Origin of the sequence: Streptomyces ipomoeae 91-03, assembly GCF_000317595.1 — a bacterium.
GTDB lineage: Bacteria > Actinomycetota > Actinomycetes > Streptomycetales > Streptomycetaceae > Streptomyces > Streptomyces ipomoeae.
This window is the reverse complement of record NZ_AEJC01000665.1, coordinates 1-17471: the sequence shown is the minus strand read 5'-3', so window position 1 is coordinate 17471 and position 17471 is coordinate 1. Positions and strand designations below refer to the sequence as shown.

General features: G+C 68.9%; 12 protein-coding genes and 2 pseudogenes. 4 read left to right on the top strand and 10 right to left on the bottom strand.

The features are described 5' to 3' along the window. Nucleotides 1–5: 5 nt before the first annotated feature. The 5 genes from STRIP9103_RS43500 to STRIP9103_RS43480 all read right to left on the bottom strand — a co-directional run bounded on the left by STRIP9103_RS43500 (nucleotide 6) and on the right by STRIP9103_RS43480 (nucleotide 5062). Entirely contained in the window at nucleotides 6–590 is a 585-nt protein-coding gene (locus tag STRIP9103_RS43500; RefSeq protein ID WP_048822180.1) for a hypothetical protein, read from the bottom strand. Nucleotides 591–642: 52 nt separating this feature from the next. Continuing rightward, nucleotides 643–1311 (bottom strand): hypothetical protein, encoded by a 669-nt coding sequence (locus STRIP9103_RS43495; protein WP_009342093.1) that lies wholly within the window; start codon nucleotides 1309–1311, stop codon nucleotides 643–645. Continuing rightward, nucleotides 1308–1688, bottom strand: a complete 381-nt coding sequence (locus tag STRIP9103_RS43490; RefSeq protein ID WP_009342203.1) for a hypothetical protein — start codon at nucleotides 1686–1688, stop codon at nucleotides 1308–1310. Before STRIP9103_RS43490 ends, STRIP9103_RS43495 begins: the two co-directional genes overlap by 4 nt. Next, the gene (locus tag STRIP9103_RS43485; RefSeq protein WP_009342081.1) at nucleotides 1685–4270 is read right to left on the bottom strand and encodes a CHAT domain-containing protein; all 2586 of its coding nucleotides are present in this window, start codon (nucleotides 4268–4270) and stop codon (nucleotides 1685–1687) included. The genes STRIP9103_RS43490 and STRIP9103_RS43485 overlap by 4 nt, the downstream gene beginning before the upstream one ends. A 291-nt stretch (nucleotides 4271–4561) precedes the next feature. Continuing rightward, nucleotides 4562–5062 carry a hypothetical protein gene (locus STRIP9103_RS43480; protein ID WP_009342089.1) on the bottom strand — a complete coding sequence of 167 codons (501 nt, stop codon included), beginning with the start codon at nucleotides 5060–5062 and terminating at the stop codon, nucleotides 4562–4564. A gap of 38 nt (nucleotides 5063–5100) precedes the next feature. On the opposite strand from STRIP9103_RS43480, the pseudogene STRIP9103_RS50465 reads away from it, so the two are divergent. Together STRIP9103_RS50465 and STRIP9103_RS51020 are read left to right on the top strand one after the other, a co-directional pair. Continuing rightward, a pseudogene (locus STRIP9103_RS50465) lies at nucleotides 5101–5598 on the top strand (transposase); the annotation flags it as partial. Nucleotides 5599–5604: 6 nt separating this feature from the next. Further along, nucleotides 5605–5946: pseudogene (locus tag STRIP9103_RS51020) on the top strand (beta family protein); the annotation flags it as partial. 36 nt (nucleotides 5947–5982) lie between these two features. Here STRIP9103_RS51020 and STRIP9103_RS43470 read toward each other — a convergent pair. The 3 genes from STRIP9103_RS43470 to STRIP9103_RS43460 all read right to left on the bottom strand — a co-directional run bounded on the left by STRIP9103_RS43470 (nucleotide 5983) and on the right by STRIP9103_RS43460 (nucleotide 7735). Beyond that, nucleotides 5983–6435: a hypothetical protein gene (locus STRIP9103_RS43470; RefSeq protein ID WP_009342182.1), complete on the bottom strand. Its 453-nt coding sequence runs from the start codon at nucleotides 6433–6435 to the stop codon at nucleotides 5983–5985. A gap of 15 nt (nucleotides 6436–6450) precedes the next feature. Continuing rightward, entirely contained in the window at nucleotides 6451–6888 is a 438-nt protein-coding gene (locus STRIP9103_RS43465; protein ID WP_009342105.1) for a hypothetical protein, read from the bottom strand. A gap of 331 nt (nucleotides 6889–7219) precedes the next feature. Further along, nucleotides 7220–7735: an ATP-binding protein gene (locus STRIP9103_RS43460; protein ID WP_009342111.1), complete on the bottom strand. Its 516-nt coding sequence runs from the start codon at nucleotides 7733–7735 to the stop codon at nucleotides 7220–7222. A 91-nt stretch (nucleotides 7736–7826) separates the two neighbouring features. On the opposite strand from STRIP9103_RS43460, the gene STRIP9103_RS43455 reads away from it, so the two are divergent. Then, nucleotides 7827–8744, top strand: a complete 918-nt coding sequence (locus STRIP9103_RS43455) for a helix-turn-helix domain-containing protein (protein ID WP_009342171.1) — start codon at nucleotides 7827–7829, stop codon at nucleotides 8742–8744. Then, nucleotides 8741–8944 (top strand): DUF397 domain-containing protein, encoded by a 204-nt coding sequence (locus STRIP9103_RS43450; protein ID WP_048822174.1) that lies wholly within the window; start codon nucleotides 8741–8743, stop codon nucleotides 8942–8944. Before STRIP9103_RS43455 ends, STRIP9103_RS43450 begins: the two co-directional genes overlap by 4 nt. Before the next feature lie 75 nt (nucleotides 8945–9019). Here STRIP9103_RS43450 and STRIP9103_RS43445 read toward each other — a convergent pair whose 3' ends face one another. Together STRIP9103_RS43445 and STRIP9103_RS43440 are read right to left on the bottom strand one after the other, a co-directional pair. Beyond that, the gene (locus STRIP9103_RS43445; RefSeq protein ID WP_009342166.1) at nucleotides 9020–14206 is read right to left on the bottom strand and encodes an Eco57I restriction-modification methylase domain-containing protein; all 5187 of its coding nucleotides are present in this window, start codon (nucleotides 14204–14206) and stop codon (nucleotides 9020–9022) included. 13 nt (nucleotides 14207–14219) lie between these two features. Continuing rightward, complete coding sequence (locus STRIP9103_RS43440) at nucleotides 14220–17198, bottom strand: DEAD/DEAH box helicase (protein WP_009342095.1); 2979 nt, start codon at nucleotides 17196–17198, stop codon at nucleotides 14220–14222. Between the last annotated feature and the right edge of the window lie 273 nt (nucleotides 17199–17471).

The window sequence follows — 17471 nt, the reverse complement described above, 5'->3', positions numbered from 1 at the left end:
TGTGCTCAGCTCTGGTGCAGCCGCTTCAGCGCCAGGGAGAGCCCGACGCCCTTCGCATGGTGCTTGAGCCGTTTGTGGTCGGGGTCGCGGTTGGTCTCGACCGTGAACCTTCCCTCCTCCCGGTAATACCGCTTGGGTTCGAAGTCGAAGAGCATCACATCCTCGGCGGTCATCGGTTGTTCGGACATGCTGCTCTCCCGGAACATCGGCGCTCCTTTGGAGAACACCTCCGTCTCCGAGGTCACCCTGACCAGCAGGCCGCCCTGCGCGGTGAGGCAGTACTCGTACCGCTCGCTCTGGTCCTCGTCCGCCTGATTCCCGTGTCCCCGCTCCTTCTTGTGCCAGGACCGGGACTGCAGCACCCAGAAGTCGTCTGTCTCCGTGTGCGGGACGTCGACGAAGTAGGTTTCCTGTCGCGTGAACAGGCCGAACGGCCCGCTCCTGACCTGGCGGGTTCGCTCCGACCGTTCGACGACCTGTCGAGTCCCGCGCGGCGCGCGGGTCTCCCGGGCCACCTTTTCCGCATAGCGCCGCAGCCTGTTCCAGTCCAGCTCGCTCCGCTCGTAGGCGGCTCTGCTCGGTCTGCTCAAGGTACTTCCCCTTCCCGGGTACGTGGCCACTGGGCGACGCGGCGGTGTGTGTTCACGGCGGGCAGGAGTCGACGACCGCCAGGGAAACGACGTCGGCGGCAGACACCCGTCGCGGCGTCCGGGAGTTGTCCGTGAGGATGGTGAAGGTTCCGGCCCCGCTGGTCAGTTCGCCGCAGAGGACGGCTCCGGGTGTCACGACGAGCACGCGGGGCCGCGCATCCCGATCGCCGGTCGGGGTGTCACGGGGAAGCCACCAGGACGTCAGCGTCATGGCGACGATCACGGGCAGGGAAACCAGTAGCGCGATCCTGGCCCTGCGGATGTCGGACCAACTGCGCGCCGCGACAGCGGTCTTGTAACTGGCCAAGGACCCATGGGCCTTGCGCACCCGGTCCCGGTCGATCGGCTCCGAACCACCCACCGCGGCAGCGCGCGACGCGGCCCACAGACCGCAGAGTGCCACGGTGAAACCGAATGCCAGACCGGCGGTCACGACACCGCGCCAGGCGGGGTCCAGGTCGGCCATCCTGCCGGGACCGCCCAGCATGAGCCCAGCGGCCATGACGGTGACCAGCAGCCCCAGCCCGGTGCGCCACTGCTCGGCGCTGGCCTGGGCCCGGGTGAGCGACTCCTCCGCGTACTCACGCCACGCCGCGTCCTCCGCGAGTTCGCGCTCGCTCGGCGGAGCGGCCGGCTTCCGGTATCGCGCCGGGGGAGTCATGCGATGTCGCCCCGGAGCACTTCGATGGCGAACGTGATGCCGCAGCCCGTCTTCACGTCGGTGGGCCGGTTCTTGTGCGCGAGCTCGCAGTTGCACGTCACGGTGACACGGGTGTACGGGTCCGGGGTCCCCGCTGTGTCGTCGCCGAGCACGCCCGACTCACCGGCGGCGGTCAGGATCTCCTCGCTGAAGATGTCCCCCAGGCAACGGGGGCAGGCGCCGCTGACGACCACTCGGGTGGCTTTGCCGGAGCTCTCCACGACCGCTTTCAGTTCCGGGTCGTCCGCGCTGCACATGTCGTAGGCGGCGTTTGTCCACCTGTAGGCCAGTGGTTCATCGAGTTCGTAGTCCAGGTCCTTGTGTGCGCGGGGCGTCACTGCTGACCTCCGAGGGGCCGGTGCGTACCGATGGGGATGAGGGGGGCCCAGTGGTGCATGGGGAGCGAGCGGTGCTGCCGTCGGGCCAGGAACCGACGCGTGGCCTGGTGCACGGCCGCCGCCATGGTGTTCTCCGGCAGGGCGTCCAGCACCATCTCCACGTAACGGGTGGCCGGCACGGAGTCGCCCAGTTCCCCCACCGTGGCCAGCACTTCGTCGGAGCCCCCGGCCAGCGCGAGTGTGGCGATGCTGATCGGGTCGCTGGGGGTACGGCCGGGGTAGGCGCTGCCCCAGCACGCGATCAGTGCGAGTCGCCGGGGCGGGCGCCGGCCGAGAAGGTCCGTGGGCAGGAGCCACTCATCGTCGTCGAGTTCGAGATAGTGGCCTGTCTCGGCGCGGGGCCTGCCGTGTCCGGTCAGCACCATGAGCTCGCGCCCGTCGTAGATCGCGCCGCGGGCCTCGGCCGCCGAGGACAGCCGACGGGGATTCCATCGTCGGTCCTGGAACACATCCAGGGGATGACAAATCACAAGAGGGCTGCGCCACACGTCGACATCCAGAGGCGAGCGTGTGCGGAGCAGGTCGCGGGTTCGTGTGGCCAGCTGCCGCTGGATCGTCAACGAGGGACAGACCGCGAACTTCGCGACCTCGCCCAGGAGTCGGCCGCTTTCCAGGGGAACCGCACCCCACGGCACCCGCCACAGCTCACCGGCCGGGACGATCAGCAGATCATGCGAGCCCGAGGACGCGAGAGCCGCCATCAGAGGCGGCGGGAGCAGTGCGGACAGCGGTCGCAGATCGTCGGCCGTCAGCGCCTGACGTTCTGCGGCCTGGTCACCGGAACTCAGTACGGACAGCAGGTCCAGCGCGTCCGGCGTCAGCCGGAAGCTGCCCATGGAGGAGCGGTTCCCGGGGGCGCTCCACGACCAGCGCACCAGATCCTCGTCCACCGGGTCGAGGAGGAGCTGGAGCGCATGGCATCCGGCGGGCAGTGCCTCCAGGAGCGCGCCGCCCTCGTCGGCAGGGGGCAGGTACACGGCTGCCAGCAGATCGTCCAGTGACTTGCTCGCCGGGGGTTCGGCTCCCTGTCGGAAATCGAGGGCGCCCAGGCGGCGTATCCGGTTCTCCCGACGTTCGTCGCCGAAGCGGTCGTCATCGGAGCGGGCGGTGCGCCGGTGTGCCAGCAGCCTGCGGTCCGCGCCGGCCAGCAGTTCCTGGAGCTGATCCAGTTCGTCGCCGGCCATGGCCGTGCTGTTCGCCTCCAGCAGGCCCGCCAGCCGGCGACCGGCCAGGAAGTCGGCCACCACGGCGAAGGTCTCGGCCGAGCCGTGCTTCTCGGCCGCCGACAGCGATCCCTCGTACACGGCCCGGAAGCGTCGCCGGTACTCCTCCTGGAAGCGTTCCTCCTGGTGGTCGGCGCGATAGGACTCGACCTCCACGACGGCCTCGCGCCACGTCCGCAACGCGTCCTGCACCCAGCCGCACTCTTCTTGCGCCTCAGCCAGTTTGCCCAGGGCATGGGACATGCCCAGCAAGTCGCCGATCTCCCGGTATCGCTCCAGTGACTCGGTGAACCGCTGCGCCGCCTCGGCCCACTTGCCTCGTCCTCGTGCCGTTCTGCCCAAGTCGTGCACGGCGTGTGCCCGTGCCCGTGACAGGCCTGCGGACATGGCGAGTTCAAGGGCCTTGCTGTGCTCTGCCTCCGCCTCGTCGAAGCGACGCTCGTCCAAGTAGAGGTCGCCGCGTAACGAGTGCAGGTTGACCAGGCCGGTCGGGTTGCCGTCCTGCTGGAAGGCGGCCAGCGCGAGGTCGAGCCACTCCCAGGCTTCGGAGTGCCTGCCCCGGCGGTGCAGCCATCCGGCCAGCCTTTGGGCGGCGTTGCCCTGGCCGTGGGCCGACCGGACCGCCAAGAACGTGGCATAAGCGTCCTTGCCGTGCTGTTCCATTCGGTCCAGCTCGCCGAGCCGTTCGGCGCACTCCGCGGCGCCGAGCAGTGCGTTGCCCTGGAACACCGGGTCGTCGAGGGCGCCGGCGATCTCGGCCGCCTCCCGGAACTGCTCAAGGGCAAGTTCCGCGGAGTGGTGCCACAGGGTCATGTACGCCCAGTGGACCAGCGTCTGCGTGCGGCCGAAGCGGTACATCGAGTCGTCGGCGACCGCCGCTGCCGTTTCGAAGTGCTCGGAAGCGGCCTCGATGTCGTTGCCCTCCATGGCGATCTTGCCGAGTCCGAGGTGGGCGTGGACCGTGGACAGCTGTGGCCTGCCTCCGGTCGCCTCCTCCAGGAGGGTCCGGAACGCGGTGAGTGCCACGGCGAGCGAACCCGACCTCACCGCGTTGTCGCCTTCGGTTTCCAGACGCAACTGCCGCACCCAGGCTTCCGGCGTCAGCTCCGGATTCCACGGCCCTGACGGGGCTTCTGGGTCCAGCAGCATGCGGTAGCGGCTGCGCAAGGCGATGGGTCCAGGAGGGTTGATGTCCCGTACCAGCGCCCGCCGCTGCTCGGCGTCCGGGCACTGCCACGCGGTGAGAAGCACCTCGCACGCCGGATGTTCGGCGATGTCCTTCACGTAGGAATCCCCCACTTGTTCCCCTCTCCCCAGGGGCCGAAGATATCCAGCTCCGATCGGCCTCACCACTTTCGGAACCGAACTAACTCTTTCGGGTGATTCCTGTCGGTCTGTTGGATCTTTGTGCAGTGCCGTCTTCTGTCCTGGACCAGTTGCCTTCGAGAGCCTGCCGATGGCCGAGTCGGAGCGCTCGATCAGATGGCATTGAACTGGGTGCCGACCTGCCTGAGGCTTGTCCCGCAATGATCTTTGAGCGTCGTCCTTGGGCTCTTCCGAGGCTGTGCGGTTCGCGAGCTGCGACCCCTTTCAGAGGTCCGGGAACGGTGGTGCCTCGTCCATCGTCAACAGCAGTTTGCGTGCTGGTTCGGCCTCTTCCGGTCGCGTGGATGAGGCGAGGCCCTCGATGACCGGTCGGCCTGCGCGCACGGCTTCCCTGGAGGCCGCCTCCCAGGCAGGCTGCTCCCGGAAGTTCGTGCGCTTCGAGCCGCCGGCCGCCACGGCCGAAGAGTGCCAATTGTCGGTCCGGTAGATACTCTCCAGTAGATCCAACAGCTCGGCCTTGCAGGGCGCATAGGGGGCCTCAGCGAGTTCCAGGAGGAACGGGACCGTCAAGGCGGTCGCCTCGCCGACCACGAACCCCAACGCGCAGACGCGGTCCCCCAGTTCGTCGACTGCGAGGCGAGCAGCGTCCTCGCCTCCATACGCGATCCGGGAGAGCAGCGGCGGGATGTCCCCGGCGGTGAGCTGTCGCGCGTCGCGCAGTTCCCCCCAGCGGACGCCAGAGACGCCTTTCAACAGACTTCCCACGCACTGTCACCTTTCTTCGGACTCGCGATAGCCCTGTCATCGGACCGCCGGCGTCCTGGACAGTGCCGTTCACCGGGCTGAGCCCGCGCCGCTTCACCAAGCCGGTGACCGCATTGCGGCGCGAGGACGCCGAGGCGGCACGCCGGGGACGCCCCTGGGGCCTGCCCCTGACGGACCGTGTTCTGCTGGTGGCGGCCTACTGGCGCACGAACCTGACACCCACACGTGACCACACCGTGGCCGAGCAGTCGAAGAACTACCGCTACTCGACCAACCGCCAGGTCGTCATCGACGCTGACTCGCGCCTTGTCGTCTCGGTCGGCCGGCCCGTGCCTGGCAACCGCAACGACTGCAAGGCGTGGGAACTGTCCGGAGCCAAGAACTCGGTCGGCACCGCCATCGTGATCGCGGACGGCGGCTACCGGGGCACCGGTCTGGTCATCCCGCACCGCCGAGAACGCGGCCAGGCCGAGCCACCAGCCTGGGACATGTGGCACGAGATACGAGCGGGCCGCCGGGAGCGCCTCGCACGGCTCGGATACGGCGGCTACGGGGTGCAGCCCTCCACAGCCCTGGCCACGGAGCCGGGAAACGGAGGTCCGCCCTGGGGTGTGCTCCGCTACACCACCGGCCGCTCGTTCGTGCTGTGCAAGGTGCTGAACGCGGGGCCCGACCGTACGGCGACCATCCGGGCCGGCGCCCGTCGGATCCGTGATCTGCCCGACTTCCGGGGAGCGGCCGCGAGCGCCGGAGAGACCTGGCTGCGCGACTGTGCCGGCGGCCCCATGACGGACGGTGAGGGCTCCGGCAACCACACCCAGTGGCTCTGGGCGGGCACCGTGCAGCACATGACGTATGTCGTCCGTTGCCTGTCCGCGAGCTGAACCGGCCGCCCCCCTCTCGTTCGGCGACGAGGTTCGTCACCCACAGATGACGGTGAAGTCCCACTCGCGACGAGTGGTGTCGTCCTTGCCGTTGACCCCGAGAGTCACCACAGCATCACCATGGGCCTTGCAGACCTTGACCGTGGGGCCGAAACAGCCCCGTGTAAAGCCGCTGTTGAGGGTCGACGAAGCGCACCAGGCATCGCCTCCCTCCTGCGAGTCGAAGACGATGCGGCCGTCAATGGTGACCGCGCTCCCGGAGACGTTCTGGACGACAAGCACGGCTTGTGAGTGCCCTTTGAGATTGGTCACGATACAAGCCTTGAATTTCACGCCCGGCTTGTCCACGTGCGTGACGTACGAAGAACAGACCCAACTGTCGTTCGTGCTCACCTCCTTCCAGTTCATTGTCGGGCTGGCGGAGGCGGAATTCGCTCCGAACAACAGGACGGTGGCTGAAGCGGCGGCAACAGCGGTCCAGCGACGCATGGAATTCCTTCGTTTCTAAACGTGCCCGATTCCGTTGCTGACCGAAGCCGTGACGCCGTTGACCGTCAGGTATCCCGTGGCGTTCAGGATCGATCTGCTACCGGCGTCGGTCACGGTCGGCGCGAAGCAGCCACGGGTGAAGCTGGTGTTGAGAGTGCTGTTGGCGCAATCCACGTTGCTGCCGAAGTCGCTGCGCACCGCGCCGCCGATCGTTATCGGCCCACCCGTCGTGTTCTGTACGACCAGGACCGCCTGGGCGTCGTCACTCGCATTGATCACGAGGCAGACCTTGAACTTGACGTAGCTGGACACCGGGTGCGGCTTGTAATCGCTGCAATTCCAGTTGGAGTTGGTGCTCACCTCCTTCCAGTTCGCTGCGGCACTGGCGGGCGTGGCCGCGAAAGCAAGAGTGCCGGCGACTGCGACAGCCATGGTCAAGGCCTTGAAACGCATGATTGTTCCCTCTTCCCCCAATTGCCGCCCCGCACCCGCGAGGCGGATCGGCTGTGCGGGCCGATGAGTCCTCGGCATCCCGCGGGATCGATCATGCACAGGCTTCGCGCAACTGTCGTTGGCAATCCGTCCACATTTTCTTGCCGTTGCATCCACCCCGGAGGGTGAGAAGGAGACCCACCGGAACGCGGACCGGCACGGAGATCGCCGCTGATGCCCCGCGGTGACTCCGTGGCACAGTCCGGCGTCGCGCAGTTCCAGCAGGTCGGGGTCGGCCCCGCCGCGGTCGACCAGGACCGTCCGCCGCGGCGGGTGCCGCGTCCCTCCGGCTTTACGACGTGTACTCCGCCCAGACGGTCTTCCCGGGCCCGTTGACGCGCGGAGCCACCGCCCAACGCGACGCCAGCCGCGCCACGATGAGCAACCCCCGCCCCGACTCCTCGTCACCGGGCGGCTCCTGCGAGGCGACCAGCGGTACGCGTTCGGTGCGGGTGTCGCTGACCTCGACGCGCAGGGTGCGCGGGCTGCCGCCGGTCTCGGTCAGCCGTACGTGGAAGTCCCGCCCGGCGACATGCCCGTGCCGTACGGCGTTGGCGGCCAGCTCCGAAGTGATCAGCGTCAGCGTCTCGTTGACGTGGCCGGTGTACGGGTGCCCCCAGGAGTCCAGCCAGTGCGAGACGAGACGACGGGCGAGGCGCGCCCCACGCGTGGACGACGTGAACCGCATCGCGAACTCGCGCACCGGGCACGGGCGGTTGCCCGCCTCGGCGGTGTGCTGCGCGGGGGTCGGTTCGGTGCGGGGCGCCGCCCCCTGTGCGGGGGAAGTTTCGTTGTTCATGTGGTCCACGCTGACGTGCCGGTTTTACCGTGACGAGATACGACGTGCACACGGGCGGTCGCTGTACGTGGTGTGTCGGTGGGTGTAGGCGGGGCGGAGCGTGACGGTCGGCGCGGTGGTCGCGTTGGCCGGGGAGGTGGTGTGGGACGTGAGTGAGTTGGTGGGGACGGCCGAGGAGGAGTCCGGCGCGGAGGACGCCGAGCGGGAGGCGGGTTCGGGGTCGGGGTCGGGCATCCTCCGGGTCTTCGGGCGCCAGTTGAAGCGGTTCCGGGTACGGGCAGGGCTGGAACGGCCCGAGTTCGGTTCGATGGTGGGCTACTCGGTGTCCACGATCGCCGCGTACGAGCAGGGGCGCCGGGTGCCGCCGCCGAAGTTCATCGACCAGGCGGATGAGGTGCTGGACGCGGGTGGGGTCCTCCAGGAGATGAAGGAGGAGGTTGCGCGGGCGCAGTATCCGGCGTTCTTTCGGGATGCGGCGCGGTTGGAGGGGGAGGCGGTCGAGCTGCACGTGTACGACACGTTGGCGGTCAACGGGCTCTTGCAGACGGAGGAGTACGCCAGGGCGGTCTTCCGGATGTGGAGGCCGTCGCTCGACGAAGAGTTGATCGAGCAGCGGATCGCTGCACGCCTGGCGCGACAGGTGATCTTCACTCGGCGCCCCCTCACGCACATGAGCTTTGTGATCGAGGAAGCGGTACTGCACAGGCGCATCGGGGACGATCATGTCTGGCGGGGGCAGTTGGAGCAGGTCATCCTCGTTGGGCAGGCGCGCAACGTCGACATCCAGGTGATGCCGATGCGGCGCGGTGAGCACGCGGGACTCGCAGGCCCTTTCACCTTGATGGAAACGAAGGATGGGCGGAGGATCGCCTACACAGAGGTGCAGAGCGACAGTCGACTGCACACGGAGCGAACAAGGGTGCGGGAGTTGGAAGCCACGTACGGCACGCTTCGTGCACAGGCGCTCACTCCGCAGGAGTCGCTTGCCCTGGTTGAGAAGTTGCTGGGAGAGGGATGAGCGTGGACCGTGCCAGGTACGAGACCGACGAACTTGCCTGGTTCAAGAGCAGTTACAGCGCCGGAGATGGGGGGCAATGCGTCGAGGTCGCCGTCCGCCCTCACGTCGTCCACGTGCGCGACTCCAAGGACATAGCCCGCCGTGGCCTTGCGGTCGACGCTGCGGCCTGGACCGCGTTTGTCGGCTTCGCCGTCAGGTAGGGCTTGCCCGACCGGTCGTTGAGTCTGCCCCTGGCAAGGTGTCAGGGGCAGACCTGTGTCCGGCGGGCTCGCGAACTACGCCTGTACGGCCTCGCGGACGGGCGGGGTCCAGCGGCCGGTGGCGATCTCCGCGTCCAGCCGGGCCTGGAAGTGCGCGTGCGCGGACCTCATCTCGGCCTCTCGGTCGGCCTTGTAGAAGGGGGCCTGGTAGCCCTCTGGGGGAGGGGTGCGCTCCGGGTCTTCCAGGTGGGCGAGGAGATCGAGGTAGTCCTGCTTGGTCTGGCCGTGGCCGTACGTGTTGAAGTCGCCCGCGATCTTGCGGCCGTTGGCGTCGAAGTAGGTCGCCGACTCGTAGTCGTACAGCTGCGGGAAGCGGGACTTGAAGATTGCGACGAGTTGGTCTGCGGAGATGCCGAGCCAGACGGCCACGAGGGCGTCGAGTTCGACGAGTGCAGCGCGGCGTTCGTGCTCGGTGCGGAGGGGGGTGGTGTACTCCCAGGTCGGTTTGAGGCTCGCGGCGAAGGGTTTCAGATGGGGCCAGTGCGGGTTGGCCCAGTTCTCGTAGCCCGCCCAACGTGGGTCGAACAGTTCCGCCCAGAGGGGCGCGTAGTGGGCAGTGAGGGCGTTCAGGCGGAGCGTGCGCAGGAGCAGTGCGGGGGCGAGGGGGTGCTCCGGATCGGGGGCAGGCATCTTGCGGGCCTCGGCGACGCGGAGGTGAGAGCGCCCAGTGATGCGAAGTAGGTAGTCAAGAGGGAGGGCTGACCAGAACCCTGAATTGAGAGCGGTGAGACGGTTATCGCCCAGAGACATGGAGTTCACGGCATCGACGTGTGCGGGGCCGGGTGGGATGAGGGCGGCCTGCAAGCTGCGGCTGTTGTCGGAGGGGATCATGACTCTCCAGGCCAGCCGGAAGTATGTGGTGTACGGCTTATTGAGCCAGGAGTCCTGGGCTGCCAGGTATGTGGCCTTGTCGCTGGCCCGCACATAGTTGGTCACGGGAGCGTACGCCTCGGGCAGCTCCGTCGGCACGAGCAAGTCCCAGTCTCTGTTGCTCCGGCAGGGGATCCTCGGCTCCTTCGACAAGGGAAGCGCTGATGCGAAGTGGGGCCCTTGGAGGATGACATCAGAGAGTTCGGGGACGGCCCGGTTGCCCCATCGGATCAGCCCGTCCTTCTTGGCGTTGGCTTCGTCGTATCCCCTTGTGATCATCGGGCCATAGTCGGCCAGGCTGCTGCCATAGGCGGCCAGCGCCTCGATAGCCCCTTGCTCGCCAACAAGGACCGGGTACAGCAGAGGGGTCTGCGCTGCTCCACCCTCCGAGCCCGTCAGGGCATGCCAGCTAGCCAGCAAGGCTGTGTCCACATGCACCACGCGGTCGCGGTGTGGTCGGATATCCCACGAGCCGTTGTGCTTGATGCCGGGCGCCGCGCCTCGTCCGTCGTGGGTCAGAGAGTCGGGTAGGACCTCGGCGTCACGGAGCTCGCTGAGGTGCAGGAAGTCGGGCTCTTGAGGTGTGCCGTAGATGTGCATCCCGAACACTTGGGCACGGGAAAGGTCATCGAACGCCCAGTTGGCCGAGTTGACGAAATGTGCGTGGACCCGGAGATGCCGATATGTGGCGGCCCGGATGACACCCTCGCGGACGCCACCGAAGTGCGTGTCCGGGTGAATCATGCCTGCCCTGCCGTGCGGCGCGAAGTGCTGCCACACCTGTGCCATGAAGGCTCGGTAGAGGTCGCCCTGGGTACCAACGAGGAGTGGATATGTAGCCGGGCTGCCCAGCGTGGCGACGAAACCCGCATGGGTGGCCAGTTCATCGAGGAGAAAACCCTGGCTGTCCGTACGCGCGGCCAGCACCTCGTCCTTCCGGAGCCGCCACTCTGCCGCACTCGGCTTTTCCTCCAGCACGAACCAAGGATCCAACTCCGCCAGAACCACGTCCTCCTGCCACCGCGGCCTCACCCAAGGCGGATTCCCCACCTGCAAGTCAAACCCACCCCGCGCAAAAACCTGCGCGAACTCCAACTCCCAGTGGAAGAACCCCTGAGCCTTGGCCACATCCTTCGCCGTGGCCGCCCACAGGAACTGGTTCTCCAACCTATGGAACCGTTCCATGCCCATCCACTCGGGCAACTCGTCCTCATACACGGACAAGTCGTCGAGCGTCTCGAACGTCGATACCAGCGACTCGCTCGGCACATCCTGCGTCCCCAACAACGCCTCGGCGAAGTCGAGCCAGTCCTCCAGCTCCGCCAGCGGAATGACCTCTCGGCGCTGCCCCTTGACCTGCTCCGCCCGGCGCCCCGTGCGGCGGCGCGACACCGAATCACGGGTCAGCGTCATCTGCTGGGGCTCGGCCGCGAAACCCGGAAGCGCATCCACATCCCAGGCCATCAGAACCCCGGAGTCCTCCTCAGCCGCCGAACCAGCCGCGCCAGCCGCCCCCGCCCCCTCGAACTCCGCCGCCCGCTCAGCCAACGCCTCGGCCCGCGCATACCGCTCATCCGTACCGTCCAGCAGTGACGCACTCTGCACCGGCCAGAACCACAGCGCGCACCACGTGTCCATCAAGGTCTTCAGCCGCCAGTACGGGGTGTCCTCGGCCTGGAGGTCGGCCAGTACCTCGTCCCGCTGCACCGCGACCTCCGGCCGCCGCAGCCAGTCGTCCTCCGCGCCCCACACCCGAATCCGCCGCGAGATGTCCCGCTCCGACAGCTCCAGCCGCCGTACCACCAGCCCCCACAGGTACTCGGCCCGCCGAGCCAGCCCCTGAAGCCGGGCCGTCTGCTTCGCCGTCGGGGATTTCGTGATCGCCTTCCGCCACGCGCCCAGCGCCTTCGCGGCCTCCGGCGCCAGCGCCTTCGCCTCCTTCTCGGCGGCGACCGAGCCCCACTCCTTCGCGGGAAGCAGGAAGTGATGCACCGCCCCTTCCGGAAGCGACGCACCCCCCACCGCGTCCGCCAGCGGGAACCGCTCCGGAGTGGTCCCGAGCCAGCCGCCCTTCTTCAGGCGGTCGGGGCCGTACACCTCCCGCCGCCCGCCGATCAGCGAGTTGCCGCGCCGCAGGTGCAGGCCGAACCAGGGGGCCTCCATGCCGGGGTGCATCGTGTTGAGCCACAACGACACCTCGGCCAGCTCCACGGCCGTCTCGTTGAGGTCGACGCCGTAGGAGTTGTGCAGCGCGACGTACGCCTTCGCCTTCTGAAGCTCGACGGCGTACTGATCCGTGTCGATCGAGCGCCCCAACTCGTGCTGCCTGCGCCGCAGATACTCCGCCGCGACCTGGTTGATCGCCTCGTTGAGGAACGCGCCCGAGCCGAGCGCCGGCTCGCAGATCTTCCAGTCCAGCAGCTCCCGCGCTTCCGTCTCCTCGGTCATGCGGTGCTGGAGGGCGAGCTGCACGGTGACCTTCGTCAGAGACTCGGGCGTGTAGTACGACGCCGAGGTCTGCCGGTCACGCCCGGAGAGGCGGTACACGAACGAACCCGGGGCGTACCGCACCCGGACGTCCTCGCCCGTGTGCCTGTCCCGGCGGCGTACGAACACCGAGTCCGGATACTCGTCGATCTTCGACTTGGGGACCAGCCAGGAGCCGTCCTTCGGGTCGCCGCCCTTGGCGACCTCGTACAGCTCCTCGCCCGCGATGAAGCCGCTGTACGACATCAGGCCCTCGTACACCGCGCCGAGCTGGTTGATGCCGAGCTGGGCGTACGAGATGAAGCCGCCGCGTTCGCCCCGCTTGCCCTGGGTGATCATGAGGCTGTGCAGCACCTGGTGGAGCGTGGCGTTGCGCAGCCGGGTGTCGAGGTAGCGGACGGACTCGCCCCGGGCCAGGGCCTCGTCGGAGTCGTGGCGGGGGTCGAGGAGGCTGTCGTCGCCGATCAGCCGGATCGCCTCCGGCTCGAACAGCTTGCTGTGCAGCGGCTCGAAGCGCAGGCCGACGTCCTCGCTGGTCTTCGCGTCGATGCCGTCGCCGGCCTCCGGTTCCACGCCGTGGGTGCGGCGCGGGCGGTAGCCGTCCTGGACCTTGCCGAAGAGCAGGTCCAGGGACTCGTACAGGTAGAAGCCGTTGCGGGCGGTGTCGCTGATCGGCTCCCGGTCGGCGATCAGCTCACCGAGCCGGCCGAGCCCGTACCCCTGCTGGTACTCGGGGTAATCGGCGGGCAGGATGCCCAGCTCGGGGCGGGCCTCGGCGTAGAGAAGGAACAGGATGCGGTAGAGGTAGCGCAGCGACTCGCGGGTCAACTGGCGGCCCAGCTCCGGGAGTTCGCCGATGTCCTCCGGGCGTACGCCCTGCTCGCGCAGCCGTTCCAGCACTTCGTTGGCGATCAGCTCGACGCTCTTGCGCAGGCCGTCGCGCAGCTCGCTGGAGACCCCCACCGCGTGCTTCGCCGACTTGCCGACGAGCTCGGAGAGCGGGTTCTCGCCGCCCTCCTCCGGCGTGCGCAGCGAGTCCGCGCCGAACAGCGCGGCCACCGTGTCGAGTTCGCCGCCCGCCCTGGTGTCGTTGCGCTGGAGCGCCGTGTCCAGGGAGACGCCGAGGTAGCGGCCCTCGCCCCACACCGCGCGGTCGGCCAGGACGATCACACCGCCGCCGAGCAGCAGCACGTACCGGGGCGGCCGGTCGCCGTCGACCTCGTCGCAGGCGAACAGGAACGAGGCCAGCTTGGAGCCGGTCTCCACGGGGGTCGGGCCGTCGAGCGGCACCGGCTCCAGCAGTCGGCCACGGCCCTTCGGGTCGAGAGCGGCGTCCGGTTCGGCGGCCCAGCCGCAATCCAGCGCGACCAGGCCCTTCTCGGCGTGCGCGACCGGGATCTCGTACGTCTGCCCCGCACGTTCCACGGTGAGCGTGCGCGGTTTCGCGTCGTAGCCGAGGGCGCGCAGCACCTCCGCGTTGAGGTCCCGTACGCGCTCCCGCCACTGGGGGGCGTGGTACGTCAGCGTCTCGTCGTCGGTGTCGCGTACGGAGACGATGCCGTCCTCGTCCTCGGGGAGGGCGAAGAAGGACCGGGCCCGGAAGTAGTCGCGGCGCAGCGCCCGCAGCCCGGCCCGAGGGGTCACCGGCAGCTCGCCGCCGCCGGGCGCCGCCGTGGTGAGCACGTCGGCCTCGGTCGCGGCGGCACCCCCGGCGGGCGGCTTCGCCGCCTCCTCGCGCTCCTTCCACGCCTGCAACAGGCCCGACTTGAGGTCCTTCGGCAGCACTTCGGCCAGATAGTGGGCCGAGAAGTAGTCGCCGCGGTTGACCAGGGAGTCGTACGTCATGACAGGGCTTCTCTCAGAACCGGGAGGGGGACGCGGCCGGGGCGGTGAGGGAGACGGGCGGCGGCCCGTAGTCATCGGGCCTTCGGTCCGTGTCCGGCAGGAGCACCGCGAGGACCCGCAGCAGCGGCCTGCCCGTCGTCAGCAGCGAGTCGGCGAGATCGGCGAGGCGCTCCTTCGTGCGCTCCCCGGCGAGGGTGGGCTGCCGCCAGGTGCCGAGCCGCCGCTTGTACTGCTCGATGGGCTCGCGCAGCGGTTCGTCCCAGGCGTCGCGGTGTGCGTTGAGGAACGCCTCCGCCGTGTCCAGCACCTGGGGGAGGACCTTGCGCAGCGGAACGGGATCGCGGTAGCGGAGCTTGTTCGCCATGGTGGGGCCGACACCGCAGCGGCGCAGCAGCGACACCATGTCGTCGTCTACCAGCCCTTCCTTGCTCGCCTCCCGCCAGGTGACCCCCATCCACTTCACGACGGTGGGCCTGCCCAGCTTGTTCGAGTACACGCCCTGCACGAGATAGATGGGCTCCGCCACGTTCGCCGTGATCATCGGCGCCTCCTGGCGGCCCATCCCGACGAGGACCTTGTCGGTGAGCCACTCGACGACCGGGTGCAGGTCCGTCAGCAGGGAGATCTCCGGCCAGCTGGACGTGGACGACTCCCGGGCCCGCTGGAGGGAGTGCTCGGCGAGGCGGCGGTTGAACGTCACGAGCACGCGCTCGCGCAGCCGCTGCTCGCGCAGGTAGTCGGTGGGGAGCGCCTTGAGACGGTGGACGAGCTCTGCCGGCGGACGGAACGAGAGCAGGCCCGACTGCTCGTCGCGGTCCAGGTCCAGCCGCTCGCGGGCGTCCGGATACACCTCGCGCAGCGCCTCGTCCAGGAAATGGGCGGTCGAGTCGAAGAGGCGGGGGACCACGGGACTCGCGGCGGCCGGGCCGGCCGACGACTCCGTGACGGCCCGAGCCGAGCCGCCCGGCTCCGCAGGCTCCGCCGGGGGCGCTTCCTCGCCGACCGGGCCGAAGAAGTCCGCGAGGAAGTCGTCCAGCCCCGCGTCCTCGCCGTCCGCGCCGGAGCGGCGCGCGTCCAGGGACTCGTCCACGGTCCGGCCGCGCAGCAGATCCTGGATGAGGGACTTCTCCTCCGCCTCCGCCCGGTACAGGCCGGTCACCGCCTCCGCCGTCCCCAGGGAACGGTGGGCCTGGTCCTCGCGTTCCAGCAGCCGCTCCGCGACCACCGTGTCGTCCTTGGCGCCCTCGACCTCACTGGTCAGGATCAGCGCGCGGAACTCCGGCGGACGGGCCTGCCCGTACCGGTCGATACGGCCGTTGCGCTGCTCGATACGGATCAGCGACCACGGCACGTCGTAGTGCACCAACTGGTGGCACTGGCGGTGCAGGTTGACGCCCTCGGAGGCGACATCGCCGGTCAGCAGGACCCGTACGGGCGTGTCCGCGAGGCCGAACTCCTCGACACAGGCCATCTGCTGCTCGTCGGAGAGGCCGCCGTGCATGATCCGGACGCAGTCGCGGGCGGCACGGCCCTTGAAACCGAGCGCGGCGGGCAGCACCTCGGCCAGCCACTCCAGAGTCTGTACGCGCTCGGAGAAGACCACGACCCTTTCGTCCGAACCGGGCCCGACACCGATCTCCTCGCGGAGTTGTCGTACGAGGGCGGCGAACTTCGCGGAGTCCGCCTCGGTCAGATCGACGGCCAGCTCCGACAGCCGGTGCAGGGCGGCCAGTTCGGCCGCGGTGCCCTGCGGGTCGTCCTTCTTCTCCAGGGTCTTGATGCGCGCGGAGACCGTCGCCCTCAGCGCCGCGTGGGAGGACAGGAACGACTTCAGCAGCGTGTACGGGAAGAGGGGCACCGAGCTCACCGAGGTGCCGCCGTCACGGGGCAGCCAGACAGCGGCCAGCTCCTCGAAGATCTTCTCCTCGGCGGGGGTGGCCGGGCAGTGCACGGAGTGGGAGGGGCCGCGGTCCGCCCACTGGCCCTTCATCTGCTCACGCACCTTGCGGCTGATCTTCGTACGGCGGATGAAGAGGTGCTCGATGTCGGCCGCCCGGTAGTTCTCCGGGTCGCGGATCGCCACCGGGTCGAGGAGGCCGATCAGCTCGGCGAAGGACCTCGCGTCGCCGTTGTGCGGGGTCGCCGACGCCAGGATCAGGGCGTCGGTGCGGGGCGCGAGGGTGCGTGCGAGCTGGTTGCGCAGGGAACCGCGGTTGATCAGGTTGTGCGACTCGTCGATGACGACCGCGTCCCAGCGGATCTGCTCCAGATGGTGCTGGTACTGGTCGGTGTTCTTGAGGGTGTCGATGGAGACGATGACCCGCTTGAACGAGGTGAAGGGGTTGCGGCCGGCCGGGATCTCTCGCTGGATCCGCTCGATGCCGACCGAGTCCAGCCGCACCAGCGGGATGGCGAAACGCGTCCACAGCTCGTGCTGGAACTGCTCCAGCACATGTTGCGGGGTGACGACCAGGATGCGCTCACCCCGGCCGCGGCGGATCAGCTCGGCCAGCGTCAGACCGATCTCCAGGGTCTTGCCGAGGCCCACCACGTCCGCGATCAGCAGACGCGGGCGGAGGTTGGCGCCCGACAGGGCCAGCTCGGCGGGGCGCCGCTGGTACGGGAGCGGGTCCATGAGGAACGAGTCGGCGAGGGCGAGCCGGCGCTCCGACTGGGGGAGCGCGGTACGGCGGAGCACCGCCTCCAGGAACAGCCGGGAGCGGCGGTAGTTAGGGGAGTCGTCCATGACCAGGGCGGTCGCGCGCGGGTCCAGCAGCTCGATGCGGTCCAGGCCGGAGAAGAACACGGCCTCCTGGTCGCGTACGAACTCCGACACCCCGACGACCTCGATCCGGGTGCCGTCCTCGGCCGTCGGCATCGAGCTCTTGACCAGCCACACCTCGTCCCGCACGACCACCTGGGCACCGGCCGGGTACTGGTCCTGGCCGGTCGTGGTGCCGCTCTGCTCCGCACTGGTCTGGACGGCGGTCACCCGTGGCCTCCTGCGATGGTTCGGTCGTACATGGGCAGGCCCCCCTTCAGGGCCCGCCCATTATCGCGGGTCACGGGGGTGTACAGGCCAGGGCCAGGGCGTACGGGCCGGGAGGTACGGGTCAGAAGGGGGCGCCGGCCGCGTAGGCCTCGCGGAGCCGCTGCGCGGTGATCCGGGCCTGTGCGGAATGCCGCAGCGAGCGTCGTTGGCTGCTGCTGCTGCCGCCGCCGCCGTCGGCTGCGCTGCTTCGTGGTGCCGGGCGGGGTGAGGGCG

Coding starts and splice junctions, on each gene's coding strand:
- STRIP9103_RS43495 (WP_009342093.1), bottom strand. CDS start 1,311: ATGACTCCCCCGGCGCGATACCGGAAGCCGGCCGCTCCGCCGAGCGAG.
- STRIP9103_RS43445 (WP_009342166.1), bottom strand. CDS start 14,206: ATGACGTACGACTCCCTGGTCAACCGCGGCGACTACTTCTCGGCCCAC.
- STRIP9103_RS43470 (WP_009342182.1), bottom strand. CDS start 6,435: ATGCGTCGCTGGACCGCTGTTGCCGCCGCTTCAGCCACCGTCCTGTTG.
- STRIP9103_RS43465 (WP_009342105.1), bottom strand. CDS start 6,888: ATGCGTTTCAAGGCCTTGACCATGGCTGTCGCAGTCGCCGGCACTCTT.
- STRIP9103_RS43450 (WP_048822174.1), top strand. CDS start 8,741: ATGAGCGTGGACCGTGCCAGGTACGAGACCGACGAACTTGCCTGGTTC.